This is a genomic window from Lysobacter capsici, from assembly GCF_018732085.1.
Lineage (GTDB): Bacteria > Pseudomonadota > Gammaproteobacteria > Xanthomonadales > Xanthomonadaceae > Lysobacter > Lysobacter capsici_A.
The window spans coordinates 3,253,128-3,277,482 of the sequence record NZ_CP076103.1; the positions used below are offsets into that span (position 1 = coordinate 3,253,128).

At 66.7% G+C, this 24,355-nt stretch carries 23 protein-coding genes; 12 read left to right on the forward strand and 11 right to left on the reverse strand.

The annotated features are described in order from the left end of the window. The first annotated feature begins 84 nt into the window (after nt 1-84). Both metH and KME82_RS13505 read left to right on the forward strand, forming a co-directional pair. A complete protein-coding gene (gene metH / locus KME82_RS13500; protein ID WP_215494509.1) occupies nt 85-2,871 on the forward strand; it encodes a methionine synthase in 2,787 nt (928 codons plus the stop codon). 70 nt (nt 2,872-2,941) lie between these two features. After that, the gene (locus KME82_RS13505) at nt 2,942-3,676 is read left to right on the forward strand and encodes a hypothetical protein (RefSeq protein ID WP_215494510.1); all 735 of its coding nucleotides are present in this window, start codon (nt 2,942-2,944) and stop codon (nt 3,674-3,676) included. Between the two features lie 174 nt (nt 3,677-3,850). Here KME82_RS13505 and KME82_RS13510 read toward each other — a convergent pair whose 3' ends face one another. The 3 genes from KME82_RS13510 to KME82_RS13520 form a co-directional block, all read right to left on the reverse strand. Beyond that, nucleotides 3,851-4,687 carry a right-handed parallel beta-helix repeat-containing protein gene (locus KME82_RS13510; RefSeq protein WP_215494511.1) on the reverse strand — a complete coding sequence of 279 codons (837 nt, stop codon included), beginning with the start codon at nt 4,685-4,687 and terminating at the stop codon, nt 3,851-3,853. Nucleotides 4,688-4,939: 252 nt separating this feature from the next. Beyond that, complete coding sequence (locus KME82_RS13515; protein ID WP_215494512.1) at nt 4,940-5,752, reverse strand: right-handed parallel beta-helix repeat-containing protein; 813 nt, start codon at nt 5,750-5,752, stop codon at nt 4,940-4,942. 218 nt (nt 5,753-5,970) lie between these two features. Next, nucleotides 5,971-6,528, reverse strand: coding sequence for a TetR/AcrR family transcriptional regulator (locus KME82_RS13520; RefSeq protein ID WP_215494513.1), 558 nt, complete (start codon nt 6,526-6,528; stop codon nt 5,971-5,973). Nucleotides 6,529-6,673: 145 nt separating this feature from the next. On the opposite strand from KME82_RS13520, the gene KME82_RS13525 reads away from it, so the two are divergent. Together KME82_RS13525 and KME82_RS13530 are read left to right on the forward strand one after the other, a co-directional pair. Beyond that, nucleotides 6,674-7,465 carry an SDR family NAD(P)-dependent oxidoreductase gene (locus tag KME82_RS13525; protein WP_252255304.1) on the forward strand — a complete coding sequence of 264 codons (792 nt, stop codon included), beginning with the start codon at nt 6,674-6,676 and terminating at the stop codon, nt 7,463-7,465. Nucleotides 7,466-8,018: 553 nt separating this feature from the next. Continuing rightward, nucleotides 8,019-8,897: an alpha/beta fold hydrolase gene (locus KME82_RS13530; protein ID WP_215494514.1), complete on the forward strand. Its 879-nt coding sequence runs from the start codon at nt 8,019-8,021 to the stop codon at nt 8,895-8,897. A gap of 431 nt (nt 8,898-9,328) precedes the next feature. On the opposite strand, the gene KME82_RS13535 is transcribed toward KME82_RS13530, so the two are convergent. The 6 genes from KME82_RS13535 to KME82_RS13560 form a co-directional block, all read right to left on the reverse strand. After that, nucleotides 9,329-10,126 carry a DUF2058 family protein gene (locus KME82_RS13535; protein ID WP_215494515.1) on the reverse strand — a complete coding sequence of 266 codons (798 nt, stop codon included), beginning with the start codon at nt 10,124-10,126 and terminating at the stop codon, nt 9,329-9,331. 10 nt (nt 10,127-10,136) lie between these two features. Then, nucleotides 10,137-10,373 (reverse strand): SlyX family protein, encoded by a 237-nt coding sequence (locus KME82_RS13540; RefSeq protein WP_215494516.1) that lies wholly within the window; start codon nt 10,371-10,373, stop codon nt 10,137-10,139. Between the two features lie 25 nt (nt 10,374-10,398). After that, complete coding sequence (locus tag KME82_RS13545; RefSeq protein ID WP_215494517.1) at nt 10,399-11,745, reverse strand: UDP-glucose dehydrogenase family protein; 1,347 nt, start codon at nt 11,743-11,745, stop codon at nt 10,399-10,401. 152 nt (nt 11,746-11,897) lie between these two features. Next, on the reverse strand, nt 11,898-12,746 hold the full coding sequence (locus tag KME82_RS13550; protein ID WP_215494518.1) for an FKBP-type peptidyl-prolyl cis-trans isomerase: 849 nt from the start codon (nt 12,744-12,746) through the stop codon (nt 11,898-11,900). A gap of 151 nt (nt 12,747-12,897) precedes the next feature. Further along, nucleotides 12,898-13,842, reverse strand: coding sequence for an FKBP-type peptidyl-prolyl cis-trans isomerase (locus KME82_RS13555; protein ID WP_215494519.1), 945 nt, complete (start codon nt 13,840-13,842; stop codon nt 12,898-12,900). Between the two features lie 259 nt (nt 13,843-14,101). Beyond that, a complete protein-coding gene (locus KME82_RS13560) occupies nt 14,102-14,743 on the reverse strand; it encodes a glutathione peroxidase (protein WP_215494520.1) in 642 nt (213 codons plus the stop codon). 135 nt (nt 14,744-14,878) lie between these two features. Between KME82_RS13560 and KME82_RS13565 the strand changes: the two genes are divergently transcribed. The 7 genes from KME82_RS13565 to KME82_RS13595 all read left to right on the forward strand — a co-directional run bounded on the left by KME82_RS13565 (nt 14,879) and on the right by KME82_RS13595 (nt 20,200). Further along, on the forward strand, nt 14,879-15,373 hold the full coding sequence (locus KME82_RS13565; RefSeq protein ID WP_215494521.1) for a hypothetical protein: 495 nt from the start codon (nt 14,879-14,881) through the stop codon (nt 15,371-15,373). Between the two features lie 4 nt (nt 15,374-15,377). Further along, nucleotides 15,378-15,770, forward strand: a complete 393-nt coding sequence (locus tag KME82_RS13570; RefSeq protein WP_215494522.1) for a GntR family transcriptional regulator — start codon at nt 15,378-15,380, stop codon at nt 15,768-15,770. After that, nucleotides 15,767-16,651, forward strand: coding sequence for an ABC transporter ATP-binding protein (locus KME82_RS13575; protein ID WP_036104174.1), 885 nt, complete (start codon nt 15,767-15,769; stop codon nt 16,649-16,651). The genes KME82_RS13570 and KME82_RS13575 overlap by 4 nt, the downstream gene beginning before the upstream one ends. Further along, the gene (locus tag KME82_RS13580) at nt 16,648-17,694 is read left to right on the forward strand and encodes an ABC transporter permease (protein ID WP_252255306.1); all 1,047 of its coding nucleotides are present in this window, start codon (nt 16,648-16,650) and stop codon (nt 17,692-17,694) included. Before KME82_RS13575 ends, KME82_RS13580 begins: the two co-directional genes overlap by 4 nt. Before the next feature lie 105 nt (nt 17,695-17,799). Further along, nucleotides 17,800-18,573: a DUF4097 family beta strand repeat-containing protein gene (locus KME82_RS13585; RefSeq protein WP_215494523.1), complete on the forward strand. Its 774-nt coding sequence runs from the start codon at nt 17,800-17,802 to the stop codon at nt 18,571-18,573. Between the two features lie 75 nt (nt 18,574-18,648). Beyond that, on the forward strand, nt 18,649-19,200 hold the full coding sequence (locus KME82_RS13590; protein WP_215494524.1) for a YggN family protein: 552 nt from the start codon (nt 18,649-18,651) through the stop codon (nt 19,198-19,200). 91 nt (nt 19,201-19,291) lie between these two features. After that, complete coding sequence (locus tag KME82_RS13595; RefSeq protein ID WP_215494525.1) at nt 19,292-20,200, forward strand: DUF6708 domain-containing protein; 909 nt, start codon at nt 19,292-19,294, stop codon at nt 20,198-20,200. A gap of 98 nt (nt 20,201-20,298) precedes the next feature. Here KME82_RS13595 and yiaA read toward each other — a convergent pair whose 3' ends face one another. Both yiaA and KME82_RS13605 read right to left on the reverse strand, forming a co-directional pair. Continuing rightward, entirely contained in the window at nt 20,299-20,709 is a 411-nt protein-coding gene (gene yiaA / locus KME82_RS13600) for an inner membrane protein YiaA (protein WP_215494526.1), read from the reverse strand. Between the two features lie 338 nt (nt 20,710-21,047). After that, nucleotides 21,048-21,788, reverse strand: a complete 741-nt coding sequence (locus tag KME82_RS13605; RefSeq protein WP_252255308.1) for a FadR/GntR family transcriptional regulator — start codon at nt 21,786-21,788, stop codon at nt 21,048-21,050. 325 nt (nt 21,789-22,113) lie between these two features. Here KME82_RS13605 and KME82_RS13610 point away from each other — a divergent pair, with 325 nt between their 5' ends. Further along, complete coding sequence (locus tag KME82_RS13610) at nt 22,114-24,330, forward strand: alpha-galactosidase (RefSeq protein ID WP_215494528.1); 2,217 nt, start codon at nt 22,114-22,116, stop codon at nt 24,328-24,330. The last annotated feature ends 25 nt before the right edge of the window (nt 24,331-24,355 follow it).

Here is a 24,355-nt window from a genome sequence, read left to right on the forward strand (position 1 = left end):
GACTTCAAACGTTCTCGCACGAAAAGCCCTGGATTCCCGCCTTCGCGGGAATGACGAGCAAGAGCAAAAGACCCATACATCGCAATGACCGCAACCCTCCCCCGCCAGACCCGGCTCAGCGGCCTCGAACCGCTGCAGATCACCCCGCAAAGCAACTTCGTCAACGTCGGCGAGCGCACCAACGTCACCGGCAGCGCGCAGTTCAAGAAGCTGATCCTGGAAGGCCGCTTTGATGAGGCCATCGTGGTCGCGCGCCAGCAGGTCGAGAACGGCGCGCAGGTGCTCGACGTCAACATGGACGAAGGCATGCTCGATTCCGAGCTGGCCATGGTCACCTACCTCAACCTGATCGCGGCCGAGCCCGACATCGCCCGCATCCCGGTGATGGTCGACAGCTCCAAGTGGACGGTGATCGAGGCCGGGCTCAAGTGCCTGCAGGGCAAGGGCATCGTCAATTCGATCTCGATGAAGGAAGGCGAAGCCGAATTCCTGCGCCAGGCCCGGCTGGTGCGGCGCTACGGCGCGGCCGTGGTGGTCATGGCCTTCGACGAAGTCGGCCAGGCCGACAGCATCGACCGCAAGGTCGAGATCTGCTCGCGCGCCTACAAGCTGCTGACCGAACAGATCGGATTCCCGCCCGAAGACATCATCTTCGACCCCAACGTGTTCGCGATCGCCACCGGCATCGAGGAGCACAACAACTACGCGGTCGATTTCATCGAGGCCACGCGCGAGCTCAAGCGGCGGTTTCCGTACAGCCATATCTCCGGCGGCGTATCGAACGTGTCGTTCTCGTTCCGCGGCAACGAGCTGGTGCGTCAGGCGATCCACGTGGTGTTCCTGTACCACGCGATCAAGGCCGGCATGGACATGGGCATCGTCAACGCCGGCGGCCTGCCGCTGTACGACGATCTCGATCCGGACCTGCGCGAACGCGTGGAAGACGTGGTGCTCAACCGCCGCCCCGACGGCACCGAGCGCCTGCTCGACATCGCCGACCGCTTCAAGGGCAAGAAAGGCGAGAAGAAGGTCGAGGACCTGCGCTGGCGCGACAAGCCGGTGCGCGATCGCCTGAGCCATGCGCTGGTCTACGGCATCGACCAGTGGATCGAGGAAGACACCGAAGCGGCGCGCGCCGAATCCACGCGCCCGCTGGACGTGATCGAAGGCCCGCTGATGTCGGGCATGAACGTGGTCGGCGACCTGTTCGGCGCCGGCAAGATGTTCCTGCCGCAGGTGGTGAAATCGGCGCGGGTGATGAAGAAGGCGGTCGCCTACCTGCTGCCGTACATCGAAGCCGAGAAGCTGCGCACCGGCGATGTCGGCAAGTCCAACGGCAAGATCGTCATGGCCACGGTCAAGGGCGACGTGCACGACATCGGCAAGAACATCGTCGGCGTGGTACTGGCCTGCAACAACTTCGACGTGATCGACCTGGGCGTGATGGTGCCGGCGCAGACGATCCTCGACCGGGCCAAGGCCGAAAATGCCGACCTGATCGGCCTGTCGGGCCTGATCACGCCCTCGCTGGAAGAAATGAGCCACGTCGCCCGCGAGATGCAGCGCCAGGGCTTCACCATGCCGCTGCTGATCGGCGGCGCGACCACTTCGCGCGCGCACACCGCGCTGAAGATCGACCCGCATTACAAATCGCCGACGATCTGGGTCAAGGACGCCTCGCGCGCGGTCGGCGTGGCGCAGTCGTTGATTTCGATCGAATTGCGCGAGCCTTTCGTCGCCGCCAACGCCTCCGACTATGCCGAGATCCGCGAACGCCACAAGAACCGCGGCGACGGCAAGCGGCTGGTGTCGCTGGAAAAGGCGCGCGGCCAACGCTACGACGGCGGCTGGGACGAGTACGTCCCGCCCACGCCGAAACAACCCGGCCTGCACGTGTTCGACGATTACCCGCTGGACGAACTGGTCGAGTACATCGACTGGACGCCGTTCTTCAACACCTGGGAACTGGCCGGCCGTTACCCGGCGATCCTGAGCGATGAAATCGTCGGCAAGCAGGCGACCGAGCTGTACCGCGACGCGCGCAGGATGCTCAAGCAACTGGTCGAGGAGAAGTGGATCAAGGCCAAGGCCGTGTTCGGGCTGTGGCCCGCCAACTCGATCGGCGACGATGTCGAAGTCGACATGAACCTCCCTCTCCCGCTCGCGGGAGAGGACCGGGGTGAGGGCCAGCACGCAGCGACTGGCGTGCCCCCATCCCAGCCTTCCCCCGCAAGCGGGGGAAGGAGCGAAGCGGTGCGCCTGCACTTCCTCAGACAACAAGCCGACAAACCCGCCGACCGCCCCGACTTCTGCCTGGCCGACTTCATCGCGCCGAAGGACTCGGGCCGGCAGGACTGGATCGGCGGCTTCGCGGTCACCGCCGGCATCGGCATCGAGCCGCATGTCGCGCGCTTCGAGGCCGATCACGACGACTACAACTCGATCATGGTCAAGGCCCTGGCCGACCGCTTCGCCGAAGCGCTGGCCGAGCGCCTGCACCAGCGCGTGCGCAAGGAATTCTGGGGTTACGCCGACGACGAAATCCTCAACAACGATGCGCTGATCGACGAAGGCTACCGCGGCATCCGCCCCGCGCCGGGCTATCCGGCCTGCCCCGAACACAGCGAGAAGACCACGCTGTTCGAGATGCTCGACGCCACCCGCCACACCAGCCTGGAACTGACCGAGAGCTTCGCGATGTACCCGGCCGCGGCGGTCTCGGGCTATTACTTCAGCCATCCGGGCAGCCAGTACTTCGTGGTCGGCCGGGTCAACAAGGAACAGGTCGAGGACTACGCCCGGCGCAAGGGCGTGAGCCTGATCCAGGCCGAACGGTGGCTGGCCTCGAATCTGGATTACGATCCCGAATGAGCGCGGCCGGGCCCTGCCCCGGCGCGCCGATTCCATCCGACCCAGCACCGAGCCGAACGAGTACGCAAGGATGAGCGAGGAAATCCTGTTGTCCACCGATGTCGAAGAGCAGGCCGAATCGGCCGATGCCTTCGGCAATGCCGCCTTTATCGAAAAACACGCCGGCCCCGGCCGTATCGGGCTGTGCGGCGGCCGCGACTGGATCAACAAGCTGATCCGCAAGGCGCAGTCGCCGTTGACCGTGGACGGCCATCGCAGCCTGTGGTCGCATGCCTTCATGTTCAGCGAGCGCCGCATCGATGGGCGCTGGTGGGTGATCGAGTCCGACCTGGACATGCGCTACAAGCAGATCCGCCTGGGCGTGCAGGAAAACCGGGTCGAGCGTTACTACGATGCCGAAGCGTTCCCGAACATCGCGATCCTGGATTTCGGCCTGGACGAGGACCAACTGCGCAAGGTCCAGATCGCCGGGCTGGACCTGCTGTCGGGGCTGTCGAGTTATTCGATCAGCGAACTGGTCGGCACCTTGATGGCGATGCACAGCCGCCGCCTGCGCAAGCGCAGCAACCTGCTGGCCAAGGAAGGCGCGCTGTACTGCTCGGCGCTGGTCCAGCACTGCTACGCCGCGGCCGGCATCGAGTTCCTGCCCGGCGTGCCCGGCAAGAACATCGCCCCGCACGACATCGACGAATCGCCGTTGCCGCACCGCACCCACCGCATCATCCGCGACCTGGGCGTGTCGACGGTGCGCGAACTGGCGCATAGCGCGCGCGCGATGTTGCCGGCGTCGTTCGGCGGCGATTGACGCCGCGCGAGTGAATTGATCGATCATCGCCACGACGTCGGCGCGCGATAGCGCTCGCCGACCGGCGGCTCCGTCGGCGCACCAGTCGCCGCGGACATCCCGGCCTGCCGCGACACTCCGCCGGCGCGATGGCCGGCGGAGCGTCAACACATCAAGCCAAACCTCGCGACCGGCTTACGGACCCGGCGGCAGCGGCTGTTCGACGTTGTAACGGGTGACCGCGCATTCGGAAAAACCCGAGTGGATCGTGTTGATGAACACGTTCTCCACGCAGGTCGCCCCGCTCGCGCCGCTGATGCCGAACGCCACGTTCGGCTGGCGCGACATGATGGTGTTGTGGACCACGCGCACGCGCGGCGACTGTTCCAGGCGGATCATGCGATCGACCGCGGACGAATCCAGGAACTGGTTGCTGATCAGCTGCGCATCGGGCGATTCGAACAGTTCCAGGCCGACCGGCCCGTTGTGGCCGACGACGACGTTGTTGCTGATCACCGCGCGGCCCAGGCCGATCGCGCGCAGCGCCTGGCCCCAGCTGGGCGAGGGATCGTTGCCGTTCGGGTAGCCGATCACCCGGTTGCCGACGATGCGGGTGGGTTCGCTCAAGGGATCGTTGTTGCCGTTGTTGCCGTGGACCATGATCGCGACATCGCGCGCATGCAGCACGGTGTTGTTGAGCAGCTGCGCGTTGGACTGCACGTTCATGTCGATGCCGATCGGAAAACCATCGACGCGGCAGTTGCGCACGATGACCTTGTCGCCGGGATTGACCTTGATGCCGGTCGGGCCGCCGCCGTTGGGGCTGGGATTGGTGATCGTGCGGGTACGGCAATCGAGCTCGATGTCCGGGCCGCTGATTTCGATCGGAAGGCTGCGATTGGCGCTGAGGCAGTACTTGCCCGGGCCGTAGATCGACACTTGCTGCGGCGAGACGATGGTGTCGCAGGCGAACGCGGAGGTGCTGAGCATCAGGCCGGTCAGTGCCAGGCCTGCAATCGGGATCAGTCGCATGAAGTTCCTTTTCGGTGAGGAGTGTCGCGGATAGGCGCGGTAGGCGAGCGTCTTGAATAGATCGATCGCCGCGCCGTACTGCGCCGACGATGGTATCGGCGCCGCATCTCAGGCATCGCGACCGGTGCCGATCGCGTCGCCGCTCGACTCGCCGGTGCGTTCGCCGCAAACGACGACGCCCCGCTGTTTCGAGCGGGGCGTCGTGGACTTGCATGTCGGTACAAACAAACCAATCGCGATCGCGGCGAACGATCAATCCCCGTTGCTGATCTGCTCAAGGTTGTAACGCTTCACCACGCAGCCATCCAGGCCCGAATGCACGGCGTTGATCAGGATGTTCTCGATGCAGGTGGCGTCGCTCGCGCCGTTCAGGCCGTGGGCGTTGACGCCGCGACGCAGCATCAAGGTGTTGTGGACCAGACGCGCGCGCGGCGAGAAAATCAGGTCGACGCCGACCGATCCGCCTTCGTTCAAGTCGAGCAACTGATTGCCGGTCAGCTGCGCGTCCGGCGAGCGGTCCAGTTGCAGCGCGGCATGGCCCATGAAACCGGCGACCACGTTGTTGGTCAGCACCGCACGCGGCGAATGCCAGATGCCGATCGCCTGCTCGGCGCCGTTTTGCGAGCCGTAGAACAGCACTCGGTTGCCGACCACGCGCAGGCCGTCGCCTTCGGGACGGTCGCTGCCGTACACGGTGATCGCCGGCCCTTCGGGGATGAAGGTGTTGTTGAGGATCTGCACGTTGAGGAACTGTTCGGCGAGCACGCTGAACTGCCAGCCCTCGAAGCGGCAATTGCGCACGGTGAGGTTGTTGCCGCGCAGCAGCACGCCGGTGCCGGAACCGGACGGATCGAGCGGACGCGAGAGCGTGCGGCCGCGGCAGTCGATTTCGACGTTGTCGCTGCGCACTTCGATCGGCGCGCTGCGATTGGCGGCCAGGCAGTAATTACCCGCCGACTCGATCGAGCGGACCTGCGGCGACAACACGGTGTCGCAGGCGGCGTAGGCGGTGTGGCTGAGCAGCAGGCCGGCCAATGCCAGGCCTGCGAACGGAACAATGCGCATGAATTCCCTCTCTGAGTGGATGTCCCTGTGACGTGCGTCGCCGCTTGCCCGCATCGACGAATCCGAGCGGCCAACCGCTAGGCACGCGACGCACTTTAGCGGCAATCGATCTCATGTACAGCGACCGCAGCGGCCCGATTCGCCAACGACGCGCGCCTGCGGTAACGCGGTTGTCATCAAGTTCGACGACGACTCGACGAACGCCCAAAGCGCGATGCCTAACTCGCGCTTGCCGCCGAGGTTTCGTCGATCCACGCCCGCGTTTGCGCCAGCACTTCCTCGGACAGCGCCGGGTCGTCGCTGAGCCGCGCCAGGATCACCGCGCCGACCATCGCCGACCAGGTACCGATCGCCTGCCGCCGGCGCGTGGCTTCGTCCGCCGCGGATTCCATCCGGGTCATGTGCTGCAGATGTCGGCGCAAGCCTTCGGTCATGGCCTGGCGCGCCTGCGGCGACTGGCGGATCGCGTCGGCGCCGAGTCCGGCGGTGGGACAGCCGCCGGCGAGATCGTCGCAGTGATGCGGCGACAGATAGAAGTCCACGAACGGTTGCAGTTCGTCGCCGACCTGGGCCTGACCCAGCACATGGCCGAGGGTCTGCGCGATCAGATCGTCCTTGGACTGGAAGTGGCCGTAGAACGCGCCGTGGGTCAGACCGGCGGCCTTCATCACTTCGGCCACCGTCACCGCCTCGAACCCGCGCGCACGAAACAGCCGGCCGGCCTCGTCGAGGATCCTGCGCCGGTTCTCGCCTACCTGTTCACGACTGACCTTCATCGCCTTCTCCCGCTGATTGCGACCGCTGCGCCGAGCCGACGGACGGCGCCGGATCGTCCTTGACATCTTACATGACGATCATCATGATAAATTAAACATGATGTCCATCATTAATAAACCCACCCCACACCCAACGAGGTTCACCGTGACTACCCCGCTTCCGTCCGTCCTCATTACCGGCGCTTCCACCGGCATCGGCGCCGTCTACGCCGACCGCTTCGCCCGCCGCGGCCACGATCTGATCCTGGTGGCGCGCGACCTGGCCCGCCTCGACGCCCTCGCCCAGCGCCTGCGCGCCGATTACGGCGTCAAGGCCGAGGTGCTGCAGGCCGACCTCGCCGACCCGGTCCAGTTGGCGCGGGTCGAGGCCGTGCTGCGCGACGACCCGAGCATCGGCGTGCTGATCAACAACGCCGGCGCCACCCTGCCCGGCAACTTCCTGGCCCAGTCGCCCGACCAGGTCGCGCAACTGATCGCGCTCAACGTCACCGCGCCGGCCCGTCTGGCGGCGGCGATCGCGCCGCGCCTGGCCGCCGCCGGCCGCGGCGCGATCGTGAACCTCGCGTCCGTGGTCGGGCTCGCGCCGGAATTCGGCATGAGCGTGTACGGCGCGACCAAGGCCTTCATGCAGTACCTGAGCCAGGCGCTGCAGATCGAACTCGGACCCAAGGGCGTGTACGTGCAGGCAGTGTTGCCGGCGGCCACGCGCACCGAGATCTGGGAGCGTTCGGGCCGCGACGTGGAACAGATTCCCGGGGTCATGGAAGTCGGCGATCTGGTCGACGCCGCCCTGGCCGGTTACGACCGGCGCGAGACGGTGACGATTCCGCCGCTGCACGACGCGGCGCTGTGGACCACGCTGGAAACCTCGCGGCAGGCGCTGCTTCCGCATTTCAGCCAGTCGCAGCCGGCGCCGCGGTATCGCGAAGCGGCTTGAGGCTTTTGTTGATTCGAGCGCGACGCGGGTCCGATGGGCTCGCGTCGTCGCGTGCGGTTCGCGGTCGCGGCTCGCGCCGCTCCTACAAGGGGCGACCGGGCTCGCGAAGCGGCTTGAGGCTTTTGTTGATTCGAGCGCGACGCGGGTCCGATGGGCTCGCGTCGTCGCGTGCGGTTCGCGGTCGCGGCTCGCGCCGCTCCTACAAGGGGCGACCGGGCTCGCGAAGCGGCTTGAGGCATGTGTTGATGTGAGAGCGACGCGGGTCCGACGGGCCCGCGTCGTGGTGGATGGTTCGCGGTCGCGGCTTGCGCCGCTCCTACAAGGGGCGACCGGGCTCACGAAGTCCGACTGTAGGAGCTGCGCAAGCTGCGACCGCGGGGCAACCGATCGCGGCGTCACTTGCTGCATCGGGCATCGCAAGGCCGATTGCGCGCTTGCAGCGAAGGCGTTTATCCGCGATACCCAGCGCCCGCAAACGCCTACCGCAGAACTGTACGCAATGGTATGGTTCGACCACCCCATCGCCAGCCGCCGCTTGCGGCCCCTCGTCCGCATGCACGATCTGCTGCTGTTCTCCCACGCCAACGGCTTTCCGGCGCCCGTGTACGGGGTGATGCTGGACGCGCTCGCGTCGCGGTTCCGGATCGAGCGGCCGGCGCGCATCGGCCACGACCCGCGTTACCCGGTCAGTCTCGACTGGCCGCACTTGGTCGAGGAACTGGCGGCGCGGGTCGAAGCGGCCAGCGGCGACGCGCGGCGGATCTGGCTGGTCGGGCATTCCCTGGGCGGGTACCTGAGCCTGCTGGCCGCGCACCGGCTGTCGGGCTCGGCGCTGGCCTCGCGCCTGGCCGGCGTGGTCATGCTCGATTCGCCGCTGATCGCCGGCTGGCGCGCGCGTCTGGTCTCGCTCGGCCGCCGCACCGGCCTGGACAATCTGGTGATGCCCACGCGCGCGACCTTGCAACGGCGCAAGCACTGGCCCGACACCGACGCGGTGCGCAGCCACTTCCTGGCCAAGCCGGCGTTCGCGTGCTGGGATTCGCGCGTGCTCGACGCCTACGTCGAGCACGGCACCCGCCGCGCCGACGATGGCGCGCGCGAACTCGCGTTCGAGCGCGAGATCGAATACCAGATCTATCGCAGCCTGCCGACCACCTCACTGAGCGGGTTGACCCCGAAGCTGCGGGTTCCGGTCGGTTTCATCGCCGGCACGCATTCGCGCGAACTGCGCAATGCCGGCACGGCCGCGACCCGGCGCCTGGTCGGTTCGCGCTGGGCGTGGATCGAGGGCAGCCATCTGTTTCCGATGGAGCGTCCGCTGGAGACTGCGCAGGCGATCGCAGCGATGATCGATCGGATTATTGGGCCGGCGCAGGGAGATGTGGCGGCGGACGTCGCGGTTGTGTCGCGGTCGCGGGCGGTTGGCGCTTAGGCTTCTTCGTTGGTTCGCGGGGTGGAGCAAATCCCCCGCGCCGCTGGCACATCGGCTTCGGGCGAATACGCAAGGCGCTTGCCCCCTTTACAAAGTGGGCAATGGGTGGCGGCGGCTTCGGGTCTGTGAGCGACGGAACATCGAGGGCTTAGTGATTGTCGGCCGTTGACCCTTTCGCCTTTCGTCTCCCGCCCTTCGCCTCTCGCCCTTCCCTATTTCGCTTTTTTGGCCCTTAGCCATCGCCTTTCAGCTTTTAGCTTTCGGCTTTTTTTGAAAATCAGCAGCGCCGTGCATATCCGGCGCCCACTTTGTAGAGGGGGCGGCGCCCAGCGCAGCCCCCTTATCGGATCGAACCTCAGCGCGGGGGATTTGCTGTTGCTGTTGCTGTTGCGTTTACGGCCACAACAAAACAACCGCCTCCCCCGCCCGACTCACCAGACCAGATCGTCCGGCACCTGATACTGCGGATCGGCGTACGGATCGTCCTCGGCCGGCGCGTTCGGGTCGACCTTCAACGCCACCGCCTGCGGGAAAATCTCTTCGGCCTGCGCCAGCAACGCCGCCGTCACCAGCACGTAGCGGCCTTCGAGCTGCAGCACGCCCAGTTCGCCGGCGTTGAGCTGCTTGAGTTGCTCGGCGTTGACGTAGACCCGCTTGATCTTGCCGCCATAGGGGAAATGCCGGGCAATTTCGGCATCGGCCTGATTCAGGCCCTGGTCCTTGACCAGTTCGGTGAGCTTGGCGCGCGCTTCGCGACGCAAACGCGCCTCTTCCTGCTTGGCCTGCTCGGCGGCGATGCGCTCGTCTTTCTCGCGCTGGGCGCGGATCGCGTACGCCTTGGCCAGATCGATGTCCTCGCGCGTGCGCGGCTTGTTGCCTTGCGCTCCCGGACGCGGACCGCGGTTGTCGGGCCTGCGGCCTTCGCCGGGCCTGGACGCCGGTCGCGCCTGATCGCCTCGCGCACCGTCGGGCCGCGCGCCGGGCGGTTTGCCCGAACGCTGCTCGCCGGGCTTGCGCGCGTCCTGACGCGGCGCACCAGTGCGCGCGCCGTCGTGACGCTGCCCCGGCTTGCCGTCGGCGCGCGCGGCGCCGGGTTTGTGATTGCCGCGGGCGTCGGGCCGGTCAGGGCCGCCGCCACGGCGGTCGTCGCCCTTGCGCTCGTTGCGCTCGGGCTTGGGCGCGGGCTTGAAGCCCAGGCCCAACAGTTGATCGCGAAGTGTGTCGCTCATTGCTCGGTGTTCAGTAGTGCGGCGGAGGTGGTTCGCTGCCGACATCGCCGGTCAACGGGCTGGCGGCCATCGCGGCGCGCAGGTGTTTGATCTCTTCCAGCGCACGGAACAGCAGCAAGGTATTGCGTGCTTCCTCGCTGCGCGCGGCGGCGAGCGCATCGCTCAGTTCGCCCAGCGCATGCTCCTGGAACGCGACGCGCGTTTCCAGGTCGACCAGACGCTGTTCAAGTTCGGACGTCACGGGCATTGCATCCATCGGCGGCGAAGACGGCTCACGCGCCGTCGATCAGGATCGAGCGACCGCGGCCGATGCCGTAATAGGCCAGGTCCGCCGCTTCGACTTCGTCGGGATGGTACAGGTTGCGTCCGTCGAAGATCACGCCGTCGGCCAGGGCCTGGCGAACGCGGGCGAAATCCGGGCTGCGGAACTGCTTCCACTCGGTCACCACCACCAGCGCGTCGGCGTCGGCGAGCGCGGCGCGGGCCGAGTCGCACAGGACCAGGTCCTCGCGCTCGCCGAAGATGCGATGCGCTTCCTCGTTGGCTTCCGGATCGTAGGCGCGCACGCGCGCGCCGGCCTGCCACAACTGGGCCAGCAGGGTACGGCTGGAGGCTTCGCGCATGTCGTCGGTGTTGGGCTTGAACGCCAACCCCCACACCGCGAAGGTCTTGCCCGCGATCGGCCCGCCGTAGTGGCGCTGGATCAATTCGAACAAATGGCCCTTCTGGTTGTCGTTGACCGTTTCCACCGCGTCGAGCAGGTGCGCGTCGTAGCCGTGCTGCTGCGCGGTGCGCGCCAGCGCCTGCACGTCCTTGGGAAAACACGAGCCGCCGTAACCGGCGCCGGGGTAGATGAAATGCCAGCCGATGCGCGGGTCCGAGCCGATGCCCTGGCGCACCATCTCGATATCGGCGCCGACTTTCTCGGCGATGTTGGCGATTTCGTTCATGAAACTGATCTTGGTCGCCAGCATCGCGTTGGCGGCGTACTTGGTCAGTTCGGCCGAGCGCAGGTCCATGACCACGATGCGCTCGTGATTGCGGTTGAACGGCGCGTACAGGCGCTTGAGTTTTTCCACCGCGAGCGGATTGGCCGCGCCGATCACGATGCGGTCGGGCCGCATGCAGTCGGCGACCGCATCGCCTTCCTTGAGGAATTCGGGGTTGGAGGCGACATCGAAGGCGACATCGACGCCGCGTGTGGCCAGTTCGCGGGCGATGGTCGCCTCGACCTTGTCGGCGGTGCCGACCGGCACGGTCGACTTGTTCACGACCACGACCGGGCGTTCGATATGCCGGCCGATGGTCGAGGCCACCGCCAGCACGTACTTGAGATCGGCGCTGCCGTCTTCGTCGGGCGGCGTGCCGACCGCGATGAAGATCAGGTCGGCGTGAGCGATCGCGGCGGCCGCGTCGGTGGTGAAGTGCAGACGGCCGGCGGCATGGTTCGCCTTGACCATCGGCTCCAGGCCGGGCTCGTAGATCGGGATCACGCCGCGCGTGAGGCCCTCGACCTTGGCCGCGTCGATGTCGACGCAGACCACGTCGTGGCCGACATCGGCCAGGCAGGTCCCGGTGACGAGGCCGACATAACCGGTGCCGAAGATGGTGACGCGCATGCGTTGGTTCTCTTTCTGATTTGAACAGACAGCGGAAATCTACGGCAGAAACGAAACAGGGAACAGGGAATGGAACGATCCCGCGCGCAAGCGCGTGAACCGTCCACTCCCCGTTCCCATCAGTTCCCTTGGCTTAGTCCCGCTTCATTGCCTCAGTGCTTGTGGCCGTCGCCCATCGCGGCCGACTCGGCGCCGCCGCCCGGAGCGCCCGGACCGCCGGCGTCGCCCTTGACGATGTCGAGCAGTTCCACGTCGAACACCAAGGTCGCGTTCGGGCCGATCGGGCCGCCCGGGGTGCCCTGCTCGCCGTAGCCGAGCTTGCTCGGGATCCACAGCTTGAACTTGCTGCCGACCGGCATCAGCGCGATGCCTTCCTGCCAGCCCGGGACCACCGCGCCGAGCGGGAACACCGCCGGTTCGTTGCGATCGTAGGAGCTGTCAAAGGTCTTGCCGTCGAGCAAGGTGCCCTTGTAGTGCACGCGCACGGTGTCGCTGACCTTGGGCTTGACGCCCTTGCCTTCGGTGAGGATCTGGTACTGCAGGCCCGACGCGGTGGTCACCACGCCCGGCTTCTTGCCGTTGGTGGCGAGGAACTTCTCACCGTCGGCCAGGTTGGACTTGGCCAGCGCGACCATCTTTTCCATCTGCTTGGTGCGGACCTTTTCCTGCAGGCGCTGACGGATCTGCTGGGCTTCCTCGTCGGTCAGCAGGGCCTTGTCGCCCTTGATGTTGGCCTGCATGGCCTTCTGCAGCACGGCCAGGTCCAGATCGTCCTTGAGCAGTTCCAGCGAACGGCCCATGTCCATGCCGATCAGGTAGCTGTCTTGTTCCTTCTCGGTCTTCATGCCGCCGAGCACCTTGACCTCGCTCTTGCCGTCGGCGGTTTTCTCGCCGGGCTTGGCTTCGGCCGCCTTGTCGCCGGCCGGCTTGCCGGCCTTGTCGCAACCCGACGCGAACAGCGCCATCGAGGCGACCGCGAACGCGAGGGCGGTGTTACGCATGAAAGGCTTCATCAAACTGCACTCCTGAAAGACTGAATAACTCGAAGGTGGGAAACCGCGCCGGCTGCACACGTTGCCGGCCGGCAACTGAACGCTACGCGTCTGCGCGCGTCCGCCGCCGCTCCCGGCCGCGACCCGCGCAGCGGGGGGATTACAGGATGTCGAGCAACTCGACTTCGAAGGTCAAGGTCGCATTCGGACCGATGCTCGGCGGCGCGCCGTTGGGGCCGTAGGCCAGTTCGGACGGAATCCAGAACTTGAACTTGCTGCCGACCGGCATCATCGCCAGGCCTTCCTGCCAGCCCTGGATCACGCCGTTGACCGGGAATTCGGCCGGCTGGCCGCGATCGTAGGAGCTGTCGAAGGTCTTGCCGTCGAGCAAGGTGCCCTTGTAGTTCACGCTGACCTTGTCGGTCGGCTTCGGGCGCTCGCCCGAGCCCTGACGCAGGATCATGTACTGCAGGCCCGAGCCGGTCACGAACACGCCCTTGACCTTCTTGTTCTCCTCCAGGAACGCCTTGCCGTCCTTGAGGTTCTTCTCGCCGGCCGCGGCCGCTTCGGTCTTGGCCTTGGCCTGCATGCGCTCGCTGAAATTGGTCAGCAAGGTGCGCGCCTCGCCCTCGGCCAGCAGCGGCTTGCCGCCGCCCAGCGAGGTGCGCACGGCCTGCACCAGCACCGGCACTTCGATTTCGGATTTGATCTGCTGCAGGGCCGGGCCGACCATGAAGGTGCCGATCAGCAGGCCGACCTTGCCCTTGTCCACCGCCGGCGGCTGCGAGCCCGGCGCGGCGCCCGCGGCCGGCTTGCCGTCGCGCGCGGCGATGCGCGCGCGCAGGGCGGTGTCGACGGTGCGCGCTTCGTCCTGGGTGATCAGCGGCTTGCCGCCGTCGAAGACGTTCTTGACCGCGCGTTCGAACGCGGCGGTGTCCAGGTCCGGGCCGACCGGCTTGAGCGAAGACGCCACGTCCAGGCCGATGGCGTAGCTGATTTTTTCACGATCGTTGGCGAGCACGGACTTGTCCTGGGCAGAGGCGGCGCCGCTCACGAGCGCTGCAGTAGTGATCAACACGGCTGCGCCGCGCACGAAAGCCTTCATCGGGGTAGAGCTCCTTAAGTTGCAAATCTCTGAATGTTCCAGGGGCGAACCCGGAGCGATGGATCGATACGCCGCGCCCGGGCGCCAGCCCGGCATTGTCGCGGGCCGGCGCGATGCCGGCAATGTTCCAGTGTGACGGCGGACAAGCCGCTAAGTTCCTGGCGACGAAAGGCGCGGGCGTCGCGAAAACCCGACCGCGTGCGCAGATTCGCGCGCCTGCACGTGCTCGTGCCGGCGCGCGAGCGCGAATCCACGATGCTCAGGGCGACTTCTTCGCCGCCGCCGAAGTCGACGCCGAAGCCGCTCCGCCCTTCGCGCGCGGCGCGCCGAGCGCGCGCTCGATCGCCGCGACGATGCTGGGATCGTCCGGGGTGACCTTGCTGCCGTAGCTCGCGATCAACTTGCCGTCGCGGCCGATCAGGTACTTGTGGAAATTCCACTTCGGCGCCTCGCCGGCGGCCTTGGCCAGGTCCTTGTACAGCGGCGTGGCCTGATCGCCGATCACGTGCACCTTCTCGAACATCGGGAACTTGACCCCGTAGGTCAGGGTGCAGAACTCCTGGATCTGCTTTTCGTCCTCGAATTCCTGGGCGCGGAAATCGCCCGACGGGAAACCGAGCACGGCGAACCCCTTCGCCTTGTACTTGGACTGCAGGCCTTCCAGGGCCTCGAACTGCGGGGTGAAGCCGCACTTGCTGGCGGTGTTGACCACCAGCACCACGTCGCCGCCGTAGGCCTTGGCCAGGTCGACCGGCACCTTGCCGGCCAGCGGACGGAAGCTGCGATCGAGCAAGGCGCCGCCGGCCGCGGCGGCGGTGCCGGCGGTCAGGACCAGGCACACCAGGACGGACAGGCCGGCGATACGGGCCGGGCGCGGGCGGGAAAGCGACGGGAAGGTCATCGGGCGGGCTCGGAGGGGGCGGAGGGACAGCGGGAGCCAAGTATGACTTCAGTTGGGTCAAGAGCGATTGACATGGCGTGAGCTGGTGTTATAGTTGCATACAACACCGGCCCACTAACGAGCAGGACGTTCAAGATGAACCGCAAGCTCCACAACTCGATATCCGCCCTGATGGCCGCCGGCGGCGCCCTGGTGCTGGGCCTGGTGGTGATGATGCCGGTGCCGAATCCGGCGCTGGGCTCCCCGGCCGGCATGGCCGTACTCGCCGCCGACGCCCCGGCCACCCGCCCGCTGGAACTCGACCTGGGCGTGGTCAAGGCCCAGATCGGCTTCGACCGTGCCTTCGTCGAACGCGCCAAGGCGCGCTCCAGCGACGTCGCCCAGGTCGCCCGCCGCATCGAGGCGCGCGCCCAGCAACTCGAAAGCAGCACCAGCGCGGCCGGGATCGCCGCCTTCGCCGGCGGCCTGGCCAGCGAAGTCGCCGACCTGAGCGCGATGGCCAACACCCTGGAACCCACCTCTGCCGCGGAGCCGGCAAGCAACGAAACCAAGCGCAAGGCCGGGACCGCCGCGCGTAGCAACCGACGGAATCTCGTGATGCCTTATTTCTCCTTCTTGTCGCGGGGCTGAACCCATGACCGCAATCCAATGGAGCGACGGCGCTCCGATCTATCGCCAGCTCAAGGAACGCGTCGTCGCGATGATGCTCGACGGCGTGCTCAAGCCCGGCGATGCCCTGCCCTCCGTGCGGCAGGTCGCCGCGGAATATCAACTCAATCCCATCACTGTCTCGCGCGCCTACCAGGAGTTGGCCGACGAGGCGTTGGTCGAAAAACGCCGAGGACTGGGCATGTACGTGACCGAAGAAGCCACAAGGAAACTGCTCTTGAACGAGCGCGAACGCTTCCTGCGAGAGGAATGGCCGCTGGTCCTGGAGCGCATCGCGCGATTGGGCCTGCGCACCGAGGAACTGCTCGGCGGCGGCGCGAGCAACGGCAACGGTAACGACAAGGCGGACGCACCATGACCAATGCCATCCACATCGATCCGGGCCACATCATTACCGCGCGCGGCCTGCGCAAGGTGTATCGCAACAAGCTCGCGCTCGACGACACCAGCTTCGACATCCCGGCCGGCCGCATCGTCGGCCTGATCGGCCCCAACGGCGCCGGCAAGACCACCGCGCTCAAGGCGGTGCTGGGGCTGATCGCGTTCGACGGCGAACTGTCGGTGCTCGGCCGCGATCCGCGCACCCAGCGCGACGAACTGATGCGCGACGTGTGCTTCATCGCCGACGTCGCGGTGCTGCCGCGCTGGCTGCGGGTGCGCGAGGCGATCGACTTCGTCGCCGGCGTGCATCCGCGCTTCGACCGCGCCAAGTGCGAGCGCTTCCTGCACGGCACCCAGCTCAAGCCGGACCTGCGCGTTCGCGAAATGTCCAAGGGCATGATCGTGCAACTGCACCTGGCGCTGGTGATGGCGATCGACGCGCGCCTGCTGGTGCTCGACGAACCGACCCTGGGCCTGGACATCCTGTACCGCAAGCAGTTCTACCAGCGCCTGCTGGAAGACTACTTCGACGAGAACAAGACCATCATCATCACCACCCACCAGGTCGAGGAGATCGAACACATCCTCACCGACGTGATGTTCATCCGCGACGGCAAGATCGTGCTCGATTGCCCGATGGAACAGCTCAGCGACCGCTTCGTCGAAGTGCTGGTCGATCGCGACAAGGCCGACCACGCGAAGATCCTCGGCCCGCTCGACGAACGCGCCCTGCCCTTCGGCAAGACCGTGATGCTGTTCGACGGCGTGCCGGCCGCGCAACTCAGCGGACTGGGCGAAACCCGCACGCCGGGCCTGGCCGACCTGTTCGTCGCCACCATGAAGGGGACCTACGCATGAATGCCACCCACGACGACCTCCAGGCGCCTCCCGCGGCGCGCCCGATGACCACGATCACGCCGATGCAGACCTTCAAGATGCTGCTCCGGCGCGAATACTGGGAGCACCGCGGCGGCTTCGTATGGGGCCCGCTGATTGCCGGCGCGATCGCGATCGTGCTGGCGCTCATCACCGCGATCGGCCTGTCCGCGGCGTTCCACTACTACCTCGGCAAGGGCGACGCCCACGGCGTCAACCTGGACTTCTCCAGCAAGGCCGACTCGGCCGGCCAGATCGGCGACCTCGCCCTGAGCGGCGGCCTGGCGATGGTGTTCATGGTGTTCGTGTTCGTGGTGTTCTTCTACGCCCTGGGCTCGATCTACGACGAACGCAAGGACCGCAGCATCCTGTTCTGGAAATCGCTGCCGATTTCCGACACCCAGGCGGTGCTGTCCAAGCTGTTGTGGGCGCTGGTGCTGGCGCCGGTGCTGGCCGCCGCGATCGGTCTGCTGGTCGGACTGGTGCTGTGGGTGCTGGCCTGGTTGACGGCGGTGGCCAACGGCGTCGACGGCGCCTCGGCGATCTTCGTGCAGGCGCATCCGCTGCGGGTGGTCGCGCAGGTCCTGCTGTCGCTGCCGGTGTACGCACTGTGGGCGCTGCCGACCGTCGGCTGGCTGATGTTGTGTTCGGCCTGGGCGCGCAGCGTGCCGTTCATCTGGGCGGTGGTGATTCCGCTGCTGGCCTGCGTGTTCATCGGCCTGGTCAACGTGTTCCTGGCGATCATCGCCCCCGACACCGGGTTCCCGGCGCTGCGACTGGCCTACATCGTCGGTTACCGCGGCCTGCTGAGCGTGGTCCCCGGCAGCTGGATGCTGAGTCCGCAGATCGCCAGCGACGCCCAGCGCGCCGCCGTCGACGGGCCGCAGGCGCTGACCCAGTCGTCGATCGACTTCACCACCAACCTGCACGCCCTCACCACCATCGACCTGTGGGTCGGCGCGGCGATCGGCGCGGCGATGGTCTACGGCGCGATCCGCCTGCGCCGCTGGCGCGACGAAGGCTGATCCGCATCGTCCACCCGCCGCTCTCGCACGAGCGGCGGGTCGCAGATTGCAACCATCGCCGTCCGGCCCGCATCAAGACCTCGACCCTCTCATTCGGAGCACACGATGCGACACGCCCTTCTTCTGCCGGCCACTCTTCTGCTCGCCGCGGCCGTGCTGCCGCTCGCCGCCCAGGCCGGTGAACGCTGCGAACATTCGCAGCCGCGCAACCTGCAACTGGATCTGGCCGGCGTCAAAGCGGTGGTGTTCGAAATCGGCTCGGACGATCTGAGCGTCACCGGCGCGCCCGGCGCCCGCGCCGCGGTGACCGGCCGGGCTTGCGCTTCGGACGCCTCCGACCTGGCCGGCATGACCCTGACCCAGCAACGCGTCGGCGACAAACTGGTGGTCCGCGCCGAACACCGTTACGGCATCAACTTCGGTTTCAACGGCTATCGCTACATGAAGCTGCAGGCCAGCGTGCCCGACAGCATCATGGTCCAGCTCAAGCTCGGTTCGGGCGACGCCAAGATCGACAACGTGGCCGGGCTGAGCATCGACCTGGGCTCGGGCGATGTCGAAGCGCGCAACGTGCGCGGCGTCGCCACCGCCGACATCGGTTCGGGCGATGTCGAGCTCGAACGCATCGGCTCGCTGCAGGTGATCTCGGTCGGATCGGGCGATCTCAAGGCCAAGCACATCGGCGGCGACGCCAAGCTCGGTTCGATCGGTTCGGGCGATGTCGAACTGGGCCAGGTCGGCGGCTCGGTCGAGCTCGACCGTCTGGGTTCGGGCGATCTGGTCGTCGACGACGTGCGCGGCGATCTGACCGTGCGCAAGGTCGGCAGCGGCTCGGTCAACCACCACGGCGTGAGCGGCCGCGTCGACGTGGACAAGTAAAGACATCGACATGACTTTGCGCGCGGTGTCGTGCCGCGCGCTTTCTTCCTCCGCACCACCTCTCGGAATTCCGCCATGAAGGCCATGAACGCTTCGATGTCGCTGCTGTTGCCGGGCCTGCTCGCCGTGGCGCTCGCCACCGGTTGTTCGCCGGCGCCGACCGCGCCGGCCGACGTGAAAGGCTCGCCGCTGGGCTTTCTCAAGATCGACGACCAGCGCGTGCAATTGCGCAACGGCAACAAGGTGGCGCAGATCGCCGCCGATGGCGCGCTCAGCATCGACGGCCGCGCGGTCGCCCTGACCGCCCCGCAGCAGGCGCTGAGCAAGAGCTACTACACCCATGCGACGGCGATCGGTACCGAAGGCGCGGCGATGGGCAAGGCCGGCGCACAGTTGGCCGGCAAGGCCGTCAGCGGCGCGATCGAAGCCGCGTTCAAGGGCGGTGATCCCGATCAGGTCGGCAAGGACGTCGACGCCCAGACCGCGGAGCTGGAGAAGAAGGCCCAGGCCATGTGCATGCATGTCGTCGAGCTGCACAGCACACAACAGGCCCTCGCCGCCAGTCTGCCGGCGTTCCAGCCGTTCGCGCGTCTGGACGCGACCGATTCGTCGGATTGCCAGAAGTAATAGCGAACCCGCACGAACCCGCGCTCCTTGCGGCGATCGCGGCCGACCCGAATACTGCACGCCATTCGGGGTGGACAAGGATCGATCGGCGATGGCGCGACATCAGGGACGGCTGCTGCCGCCGGTGGAATATTGGTACGAGGATCAACCGCGCGGTGACGCACCGCCGCGCGACGCGCTCTCGGCCAACGGCAATCTCAGGCACATCGACGCGAATTATCTGGAACTCTCTCGCACCGAAACCCTGGTCAGAGGTGTAGGGATTCTGGGCGGTTGTTTTGCCCTGTCCTTTTTTACGTATGGCCTGTTTCCCGGCTCGTGGAACGCATGGACCGTGTGGGACATCGCGCTGTCGATCGCTTCGCTCGGTCTGGTCGCGCTTGCGGTGTTCTGCGTTCGCCTCGACATCACCGTGCCTTCCGACACGCCGGTGCGCTTCAATCGCGCCCGCGGCAAGATCTACGCTTACGAATACGCCTGGAAGGCCAATCCCTTCGTGCGCTGGCCGCACAGCATCAAGGTGTTCGACTGGGCCGACACCCACGCCGAAATCACCCGCCAGGCCGGCAAGAGCGTGCGTTATGCGCTGTTTCTCAGTCACTGCAAGCCAGGCACGCTGGAAGTGGTCGACCGCATCCAACTGGGCGGCCAGACGATCGACGAAGCCGACATGAGGCGCCTGTGGGATTACTGCCGTGCGTATATGGAGCACGGCCCGGCGAACCTGCCTGCGCAGACGCCGCGGCTGGACGACGTCAATTTCCGTCGCAGCTTTTTCTTCTTCATGCCTTTCATCGACCCGAGCGCGGAAGGCGCCGCCTATCGCCAGCGCATGCACGTCATCGAATGGCTCGCCAGCCTTGCGTTCATGCTGCCGATGTTCTGGTTGCTGCTGCCGCTTGGCCTGATGCGCTACCTCGCCCTGCGCCTGGCGCCCAGGCCGCGGTGGCCGGCGGAACTGGACGCGCAATCGCGCGGCGCGCCGTTGGCGGCCGCATAACGGTTTGTCTTCCGCGTTGCCTTACGCGCGCCGGACAGGCGTGCGCCGCCGCGACACCGCGATCCCTCCGGATCGCGGCGCAGGCTGGCCGCCGCGGCTTACTCGTACTCGTCGGCCGTGCCGCTGTCGCGGGTGTTCTTCTGCACCGCGATCGCCGCGAACAGGCTCAACGCATAGGCCATGCCGTAGAAGCCTTTCTCGCTCAGGCTGATACCGGCGTTCCACAGGCCGATGCACAGCAGCACCAGGGCGCTGATCACCGACGTCCAGGCCAGGCCGTAGTAGATGTTGGTGACCGGGATGCCTTCCATTCGGTCGCGCACCGCCTTCTGCACCGACACGGCCGCGAACAGGCCGTACAGCAGCAAGGTCAGGTAGTAGCCCTTCTCGTTGAGCAGCATCTGTGCGTTCCACAGGCCGATCAGATAGGCCAGCGCGCCCAGCATGAGCGCGGTCCACGAAGCGCCGACGAAAGCCGCGGTGGGCTTGCGGGAGATGGCACGATTCATTGTTGCTTCCTTGTCGAAAGTATCGGCTGACGTGAGCCATGTCTTCGCCGGCCCATGACGCGGCCGGCTTACCGTGCGAGCGCTCCCAGCTCGCGCCGCCACTATGCCGATTGCCGTGACCGCTGTCACCCATGCACGGCGCCGCCGTCCGGCGCTGAAAAGCCCCGGAACACGGCGGATGCCGAATGAATGCCGGCGCAGGTGTGTTGCCGTTTCGGTCCGGGCTGCCGGCGCGCCGCCGCTATCGACCAAGCACGCCGGAATACACCGCGATGACGGCTCGATCGAACTGCGGCGCGGCGGCGCGTCTCAGCGCTCGGCCGCGCAACGCGGCGAACTCACTTGCCGGATCGCGCCGGCGCCTTGGCCGCCGACTTGCGCGGCTTGCCCGGGGCGGCTTCGCGCGCCTGCGCATCGGCGATCAGCACCAACACGTCGTTGATGATGCTCGACATCGACGCATGCGCGGCCGCCGAGTCGCCGGCCTTGATCGCATCGAGCACGCGCCGGTGCGCGGGAATGCTCGCGGTGTGGCCCTTGATGCGATTGGTCAACTGGATCGAGATGCGCAGCGCGGTGTTCACCAGTTCGTGCAATTGCACGTAGAACGGGTTGCCGGTGGCATCGAGGATGGCGACGTGGAAGGCGACATCGGAGGTCAGATGATCGTCCTCGCCGCGCTCGGCGGCGATCATGCGCTCCAGGCCGCGCTCGATGCCCTCGATGGCCTTGGCGTCGGCGCGGCGCGCGGCCAGGGCCGCGGCGGTGGGCTCGATGCCCAGCCGCATCTCGGTGAACGACTGCAGCAACTTGTAGGAGAACTTGCGCTCGAGCATCCAGCGCAGCACGTCGGCGTCGAGCAGGCTCCAGCTGCGCTCGGGCTGGACCACGATGCCGCTGCGCGGACGCGCCGACAGCATGCCCTTGGAGGTGAGCATCTTGATCGCTTCGCGGGTGACGCCGCGGCTGGTCGAGTAGGCCTCGGAAATTTCCGCCTCGGTGGGAAAGCCGCTTTCGGCGAAACGCCCCAGCACGATTTCCCTGCCCAATGCATCGAGCAGCTGTTCCGTCAGCGTCATGCGGCCGCTCAACTGCGATCGTCCGGCGGACTCGATAGGAGGCATCTTCCGAAATGCTCGATGGGGGGTGGGTACGATATTCGCGACGCCGAACCGTTCCGGCAAGCACCCAGGCCTTGTTCGCCGACACGATAGCACGCGGCCCGATGCCGGCAGATGCGCGGATGCGCGGGTTGCGGCCCATCTCGCCGACTCGCCTCTCTCGCTTCCACACCGCCGCTCGCGCGATCGGCGGCGCAAGCGTGGCATGCGCGGTCGCCGCGGCCCGGTCGACATCGTTATATTTGTATGATAAATACGACAACGATCAGACGGAGGGGTCTGCATGCATTCGTTCCTGCTTCGCGCCGCGGGCGGCGCGGCGTTCATCGCGTTGTGCTCGTTGTCCGATCCGGCGTGGGCGTCGGTCGGTTTCGACGCGCAAACCCGGGTCTTTCGCCTCGACGGTGGCCAGGTCACCTACGCCTTCGGCATCAACGACGCCGGCCAGTTGCAGGCCGTGCACTGGGGCGGACGGCTCGCCGCCGGCGACCCGCTCGGCCCGGTCAAGGCCTTGCCCGGCCACGCCAGTTTCGATCTATCCGCCTCGGTCACGCCGCAGGAATTCCCGGCTCAGGGCGGCGGCATCTACAGCGAGGTCGCGCTCAAGGTCGCGTATGCCGACGGCAACCGCGACACCGTGTTGCGCTATGTCTCGCATCGCATCGACGGCGATGCCCTCGTCATCCGCATGCAGGACATCGCCGCGCCGCTGCAGGTCAGCCTGCGCTATACCATCGACGCGGACACCGGCGTGGTCGGGCGTTCGGCCTCGATCGAGAATCAGGGCAGCGCGCCGGTGCGCATCGATCAGGCTGCGTCGGCCTCCTACACCCTCGCGCCCGAGAGCGACTACCGCCTGCATCACCTTACCGGCCGCTGGGCCGGCGAATGGACCTTGCAACAGCGCCCGGTCACCGAAGGCGCGACCGTGCTGGAGAGCCGGCGCGGCTCCACCGGTCAGCAGAACACGCCGTGGTTCGCGATCGGCCGCGACGGCGTGTCCACCGAAGAAAGCGGGCCGGTGTGGTTCGGCGCGCTGGCGTGGTCGGGATCGTGGCGGATCAGCATCGACAAGGATCAGCTCGGCGCGGTGCGCGTGGTCGGCGGCTACAACCCCTACGATTTCGCCTATCGACTCGCACCCGGCGAAACCCTGGATACGCCGGTGTTCTACGCCGGCTATTCCGAACGCGGCATGGGCGGCGCCTCGCGCCTGATGCATCGTTTCCAGCGCGAACGCATCCTGCCCGGCAACGGCAAGCCGCGGCTGCGTCCGGTGCTCTACAACAGTTGGGAAGCCACCGAGTTCGCGGTCGACGAAGCCGGCCAGATGGCCTTGGCCGAGAAAGCCGCGCGCATCGGCGTGGAGCGTTTCGTCATGGACGACGGCTGGTTCGGCGCGCGCAACAGCGACAAGGCCGGTCTGGGCGATTGGACCGTCAATCCAAGCAAATTCCCCAACGGGCTCAAGCCGCTGATCGACAAGGTGCATGGGCTGGGCATGGAGTTCGGGCTGTGGGTCGAACCGGAAATGGTCAACCCCGACAGCGATCTGTACCGCGCGCATCCGGACTGGGCGATCCAGTTTCCCGGTCGTCCGCTGACGCCGGCGCGCAATCAGCTGGTGCTCAATCTCGCCCGGCGCGATGTGCGCGATCACCTGTTCAAGGTGCTCGACGAGTTGGTCACCCGCAACGACATCCAGTTCCTGAAGTGGGACTACAACCGCAACTGGTCCGAGCCGGGCTGGTCGCAGATGGCGCCGGAAGACCAGCCCAAGCTGTACGTCGAGTACGTGCGCAACCTGTACTGGATCCTGGCCGAACTGCGCCGCAAGCACCCGCGGTTGGAGATCGAATCGTGCTCCGGCGGCGGCGGTCGCGTCGACATGGGGATCATGGCGTTCACCGATCAGGTGTGGCCGTCGGACAATACCGATCCCTACGACCGGCTGAGCATGCAGGACGGTTTCAGCCATGCCTACGCGCCGGCGGTGATGATGGCGTGGGTGACCGACTCGCCGAACTGGGTCAACAAGCGCGAAACCTCGCTCGACTATCGCTTCCTGTCGTCGATGCAGGGCGGCCTGGGCATCGGCGCCAACCTCAATCATTGGAAGGACGGCGATTTCGCCACGGCCAAGCGCATGGTCGAGGCCTACAAGGGCATCCGCCGCACCGTACAGCAAGGCGATCTGTACCGGTTGTTGTCGCCGTGGGATGGCGGGCGTCGTTCGGCCACATTGTCGGTTTCGCCGGATCAACGCCAGGCGGTGCTGTTTGCGTTCCTGCACAGCTCAACCAAGGCGCTGCCGGAGCCGGCGATCCGTCTGCACGGACTCGATCCGGGCAAACGCTATCGCATTGCGCGCGTGGGCGGCGGCGAGCGGCCCGAATCGGCGCCGGCTGAAGCCAGCGGCGCGTATTGGATGGCGCATGGCGTGCCGGTGAGTTTGCGTGGCGATTTTCAGGCGGTTGCGTATGTGTTCGAGGCAAAGTGAGGGGCGGATCGTTTTCAAGCCGTTC

Coding starts and splice junctions, on each gene's coding strand:
- KME82_RS13610 (WP_215494528.1), top strand. CDS start 22,114: ATGCATTCGTTCCTGCTTCGCGCCGCGGGCGGCGCGGCGTTCATCGCG.
- metH (WP_215494509.1), top strand. CDS start 85: ATGACCGCAACCCTCCCCCGCCAGACCCGGCTCAGCGGCCTCGAACCG.
- KME82_RS13565 (WP_215494521.1), top strand. CDS start 14,879: ATGAACCGCAAGCTCCACAACTCGATATCCGCCCTGATGGCCGCCGGC.
- KME82_RS13585 (WP_215494523.1), top strand. CDS start 17,800: ATGCGACACGCCCTTCTTCTGCCGGCCACTCTTCTGCTCGCCGCGGCC.
- KME82_RS13510 (WP_215494511.1), bottom strand. CDS start 4,687: ATGCGACTGATCCCGATTGCAGGCCTGGCACTGACCGGCCTGATGCTC.
- KME82_RS13560 (WP_215494520.1), bottom strand. CDS start 14,743: ATGACCTTCCCGTCGCTTTCCCGCCCGCGCCCGGCCCGTATCGCCGGC.
- KME82_RS13520 (WP_215494513.1), bottom strand. CDS start 6,528: ATGAAGGTCAGTCGTGAACAGGTAGGCGAGAACCGGCGCAGGATCCTC.
- KME82_RS13595 (WP_215494525.1), top strand. CDS start 19,292: ATGGCGCGACATCAGGGACGGCTGCTGCCGCCGGTGGAATATTGGTAC.
- KME82_RS13515 (WP_215494512.1), bottom strand. CDS start 5,752: ATGCGCATTGTTCCGTTCGCAGGCCTGGCATTGGCCGGCCTGCTGCTC.
- KME82_RS13545 (WP_215494517.1), bottom strand. CDS start 11,745: ATGCGCGTCACCATCTTCGGCACCGGTTATGTCGGCCTCGTCACCGGG.
- KME82_RS13540 (WP_215494516.1), bottom strand. CDS start 10,373: ATGCCCGTGACGTCCGAACTTGAACAGCGTCTGGTCGACCTGGAAACG.
- yiaA (WP_215494526.1), bottom strand. CDS start 20,709: ATGAATCGTGCCATCTCCCGCAAGCCCACCGCGGCTTTCGTCGGCGCT.
- KME82_RS13535 (WP_215494515.1), bottom strand. CDS start 10,126: ATGAGCGACACACTTCGCGATCAACTGTTGGGCCTGGGCTTCAAGCCC.
- KME82_RS13505 (WP_215494510.1), top strand. CDS start 2,942: ATGAGCGAGGAAATCCTGTTGTCCACCGATGTCGAAGAGCAGGCCGAA.
- KME82_RS13575 (WP_036104174.1), top strand. CDS start 15,767: ATGACCAATGCCATCCACATCGATCCGGGCCACATCATTACCGCGCGC.
- KME82_RS13605 (WP_252255308.1), bottom strand. CDS start 21,788: ATGACGCTGACGGAACAGCTGCTCGATGCATTGGGCAGGGAAATCGTG.
- KME82_RS13580 (WP_252255306.1), top strand. CDS start 16,648: ATGAATGCCACCCACGACGACCTCCAGGCGCCTCCCGCGGCGCGCCCG.
- KME82_RS13550 (WP_215494518.1), bottom strand. CDS start 12,746: ATGCGTAACACCGCCCTCGCGTTCGCGGTCGCCTCGATGGCGCTGTTC.
- KME82_RS13555 (WP_215494519.1), bottom strand. CDS start 13,842: ATGAAGGCTTTCGTGCGCGGCGCAGCCGTGTTGATCACTACTGCAGCG.
- KME82_RS13530 (WP_215494514.1), top strand. CDS start 8,019: ATGCACGATCTGCTGCTGTTCTCCCACGCCAACGGCTTTCCGGCGCCC.
- KME82_RS13590 (WP_215494524.1), top strand. CDS start 18,649: ATGAAGGCCATGAACGCTTCGATGTCGCTGCTGTTGCCGGGCCTGCTC.
- KME82_RS13570 (WP_215494522.1), top strand. CDS start 15,378: ATGACCGCAATCCAATGGAGCGACGGCGCTCCGATCTATCGCCAGCTC.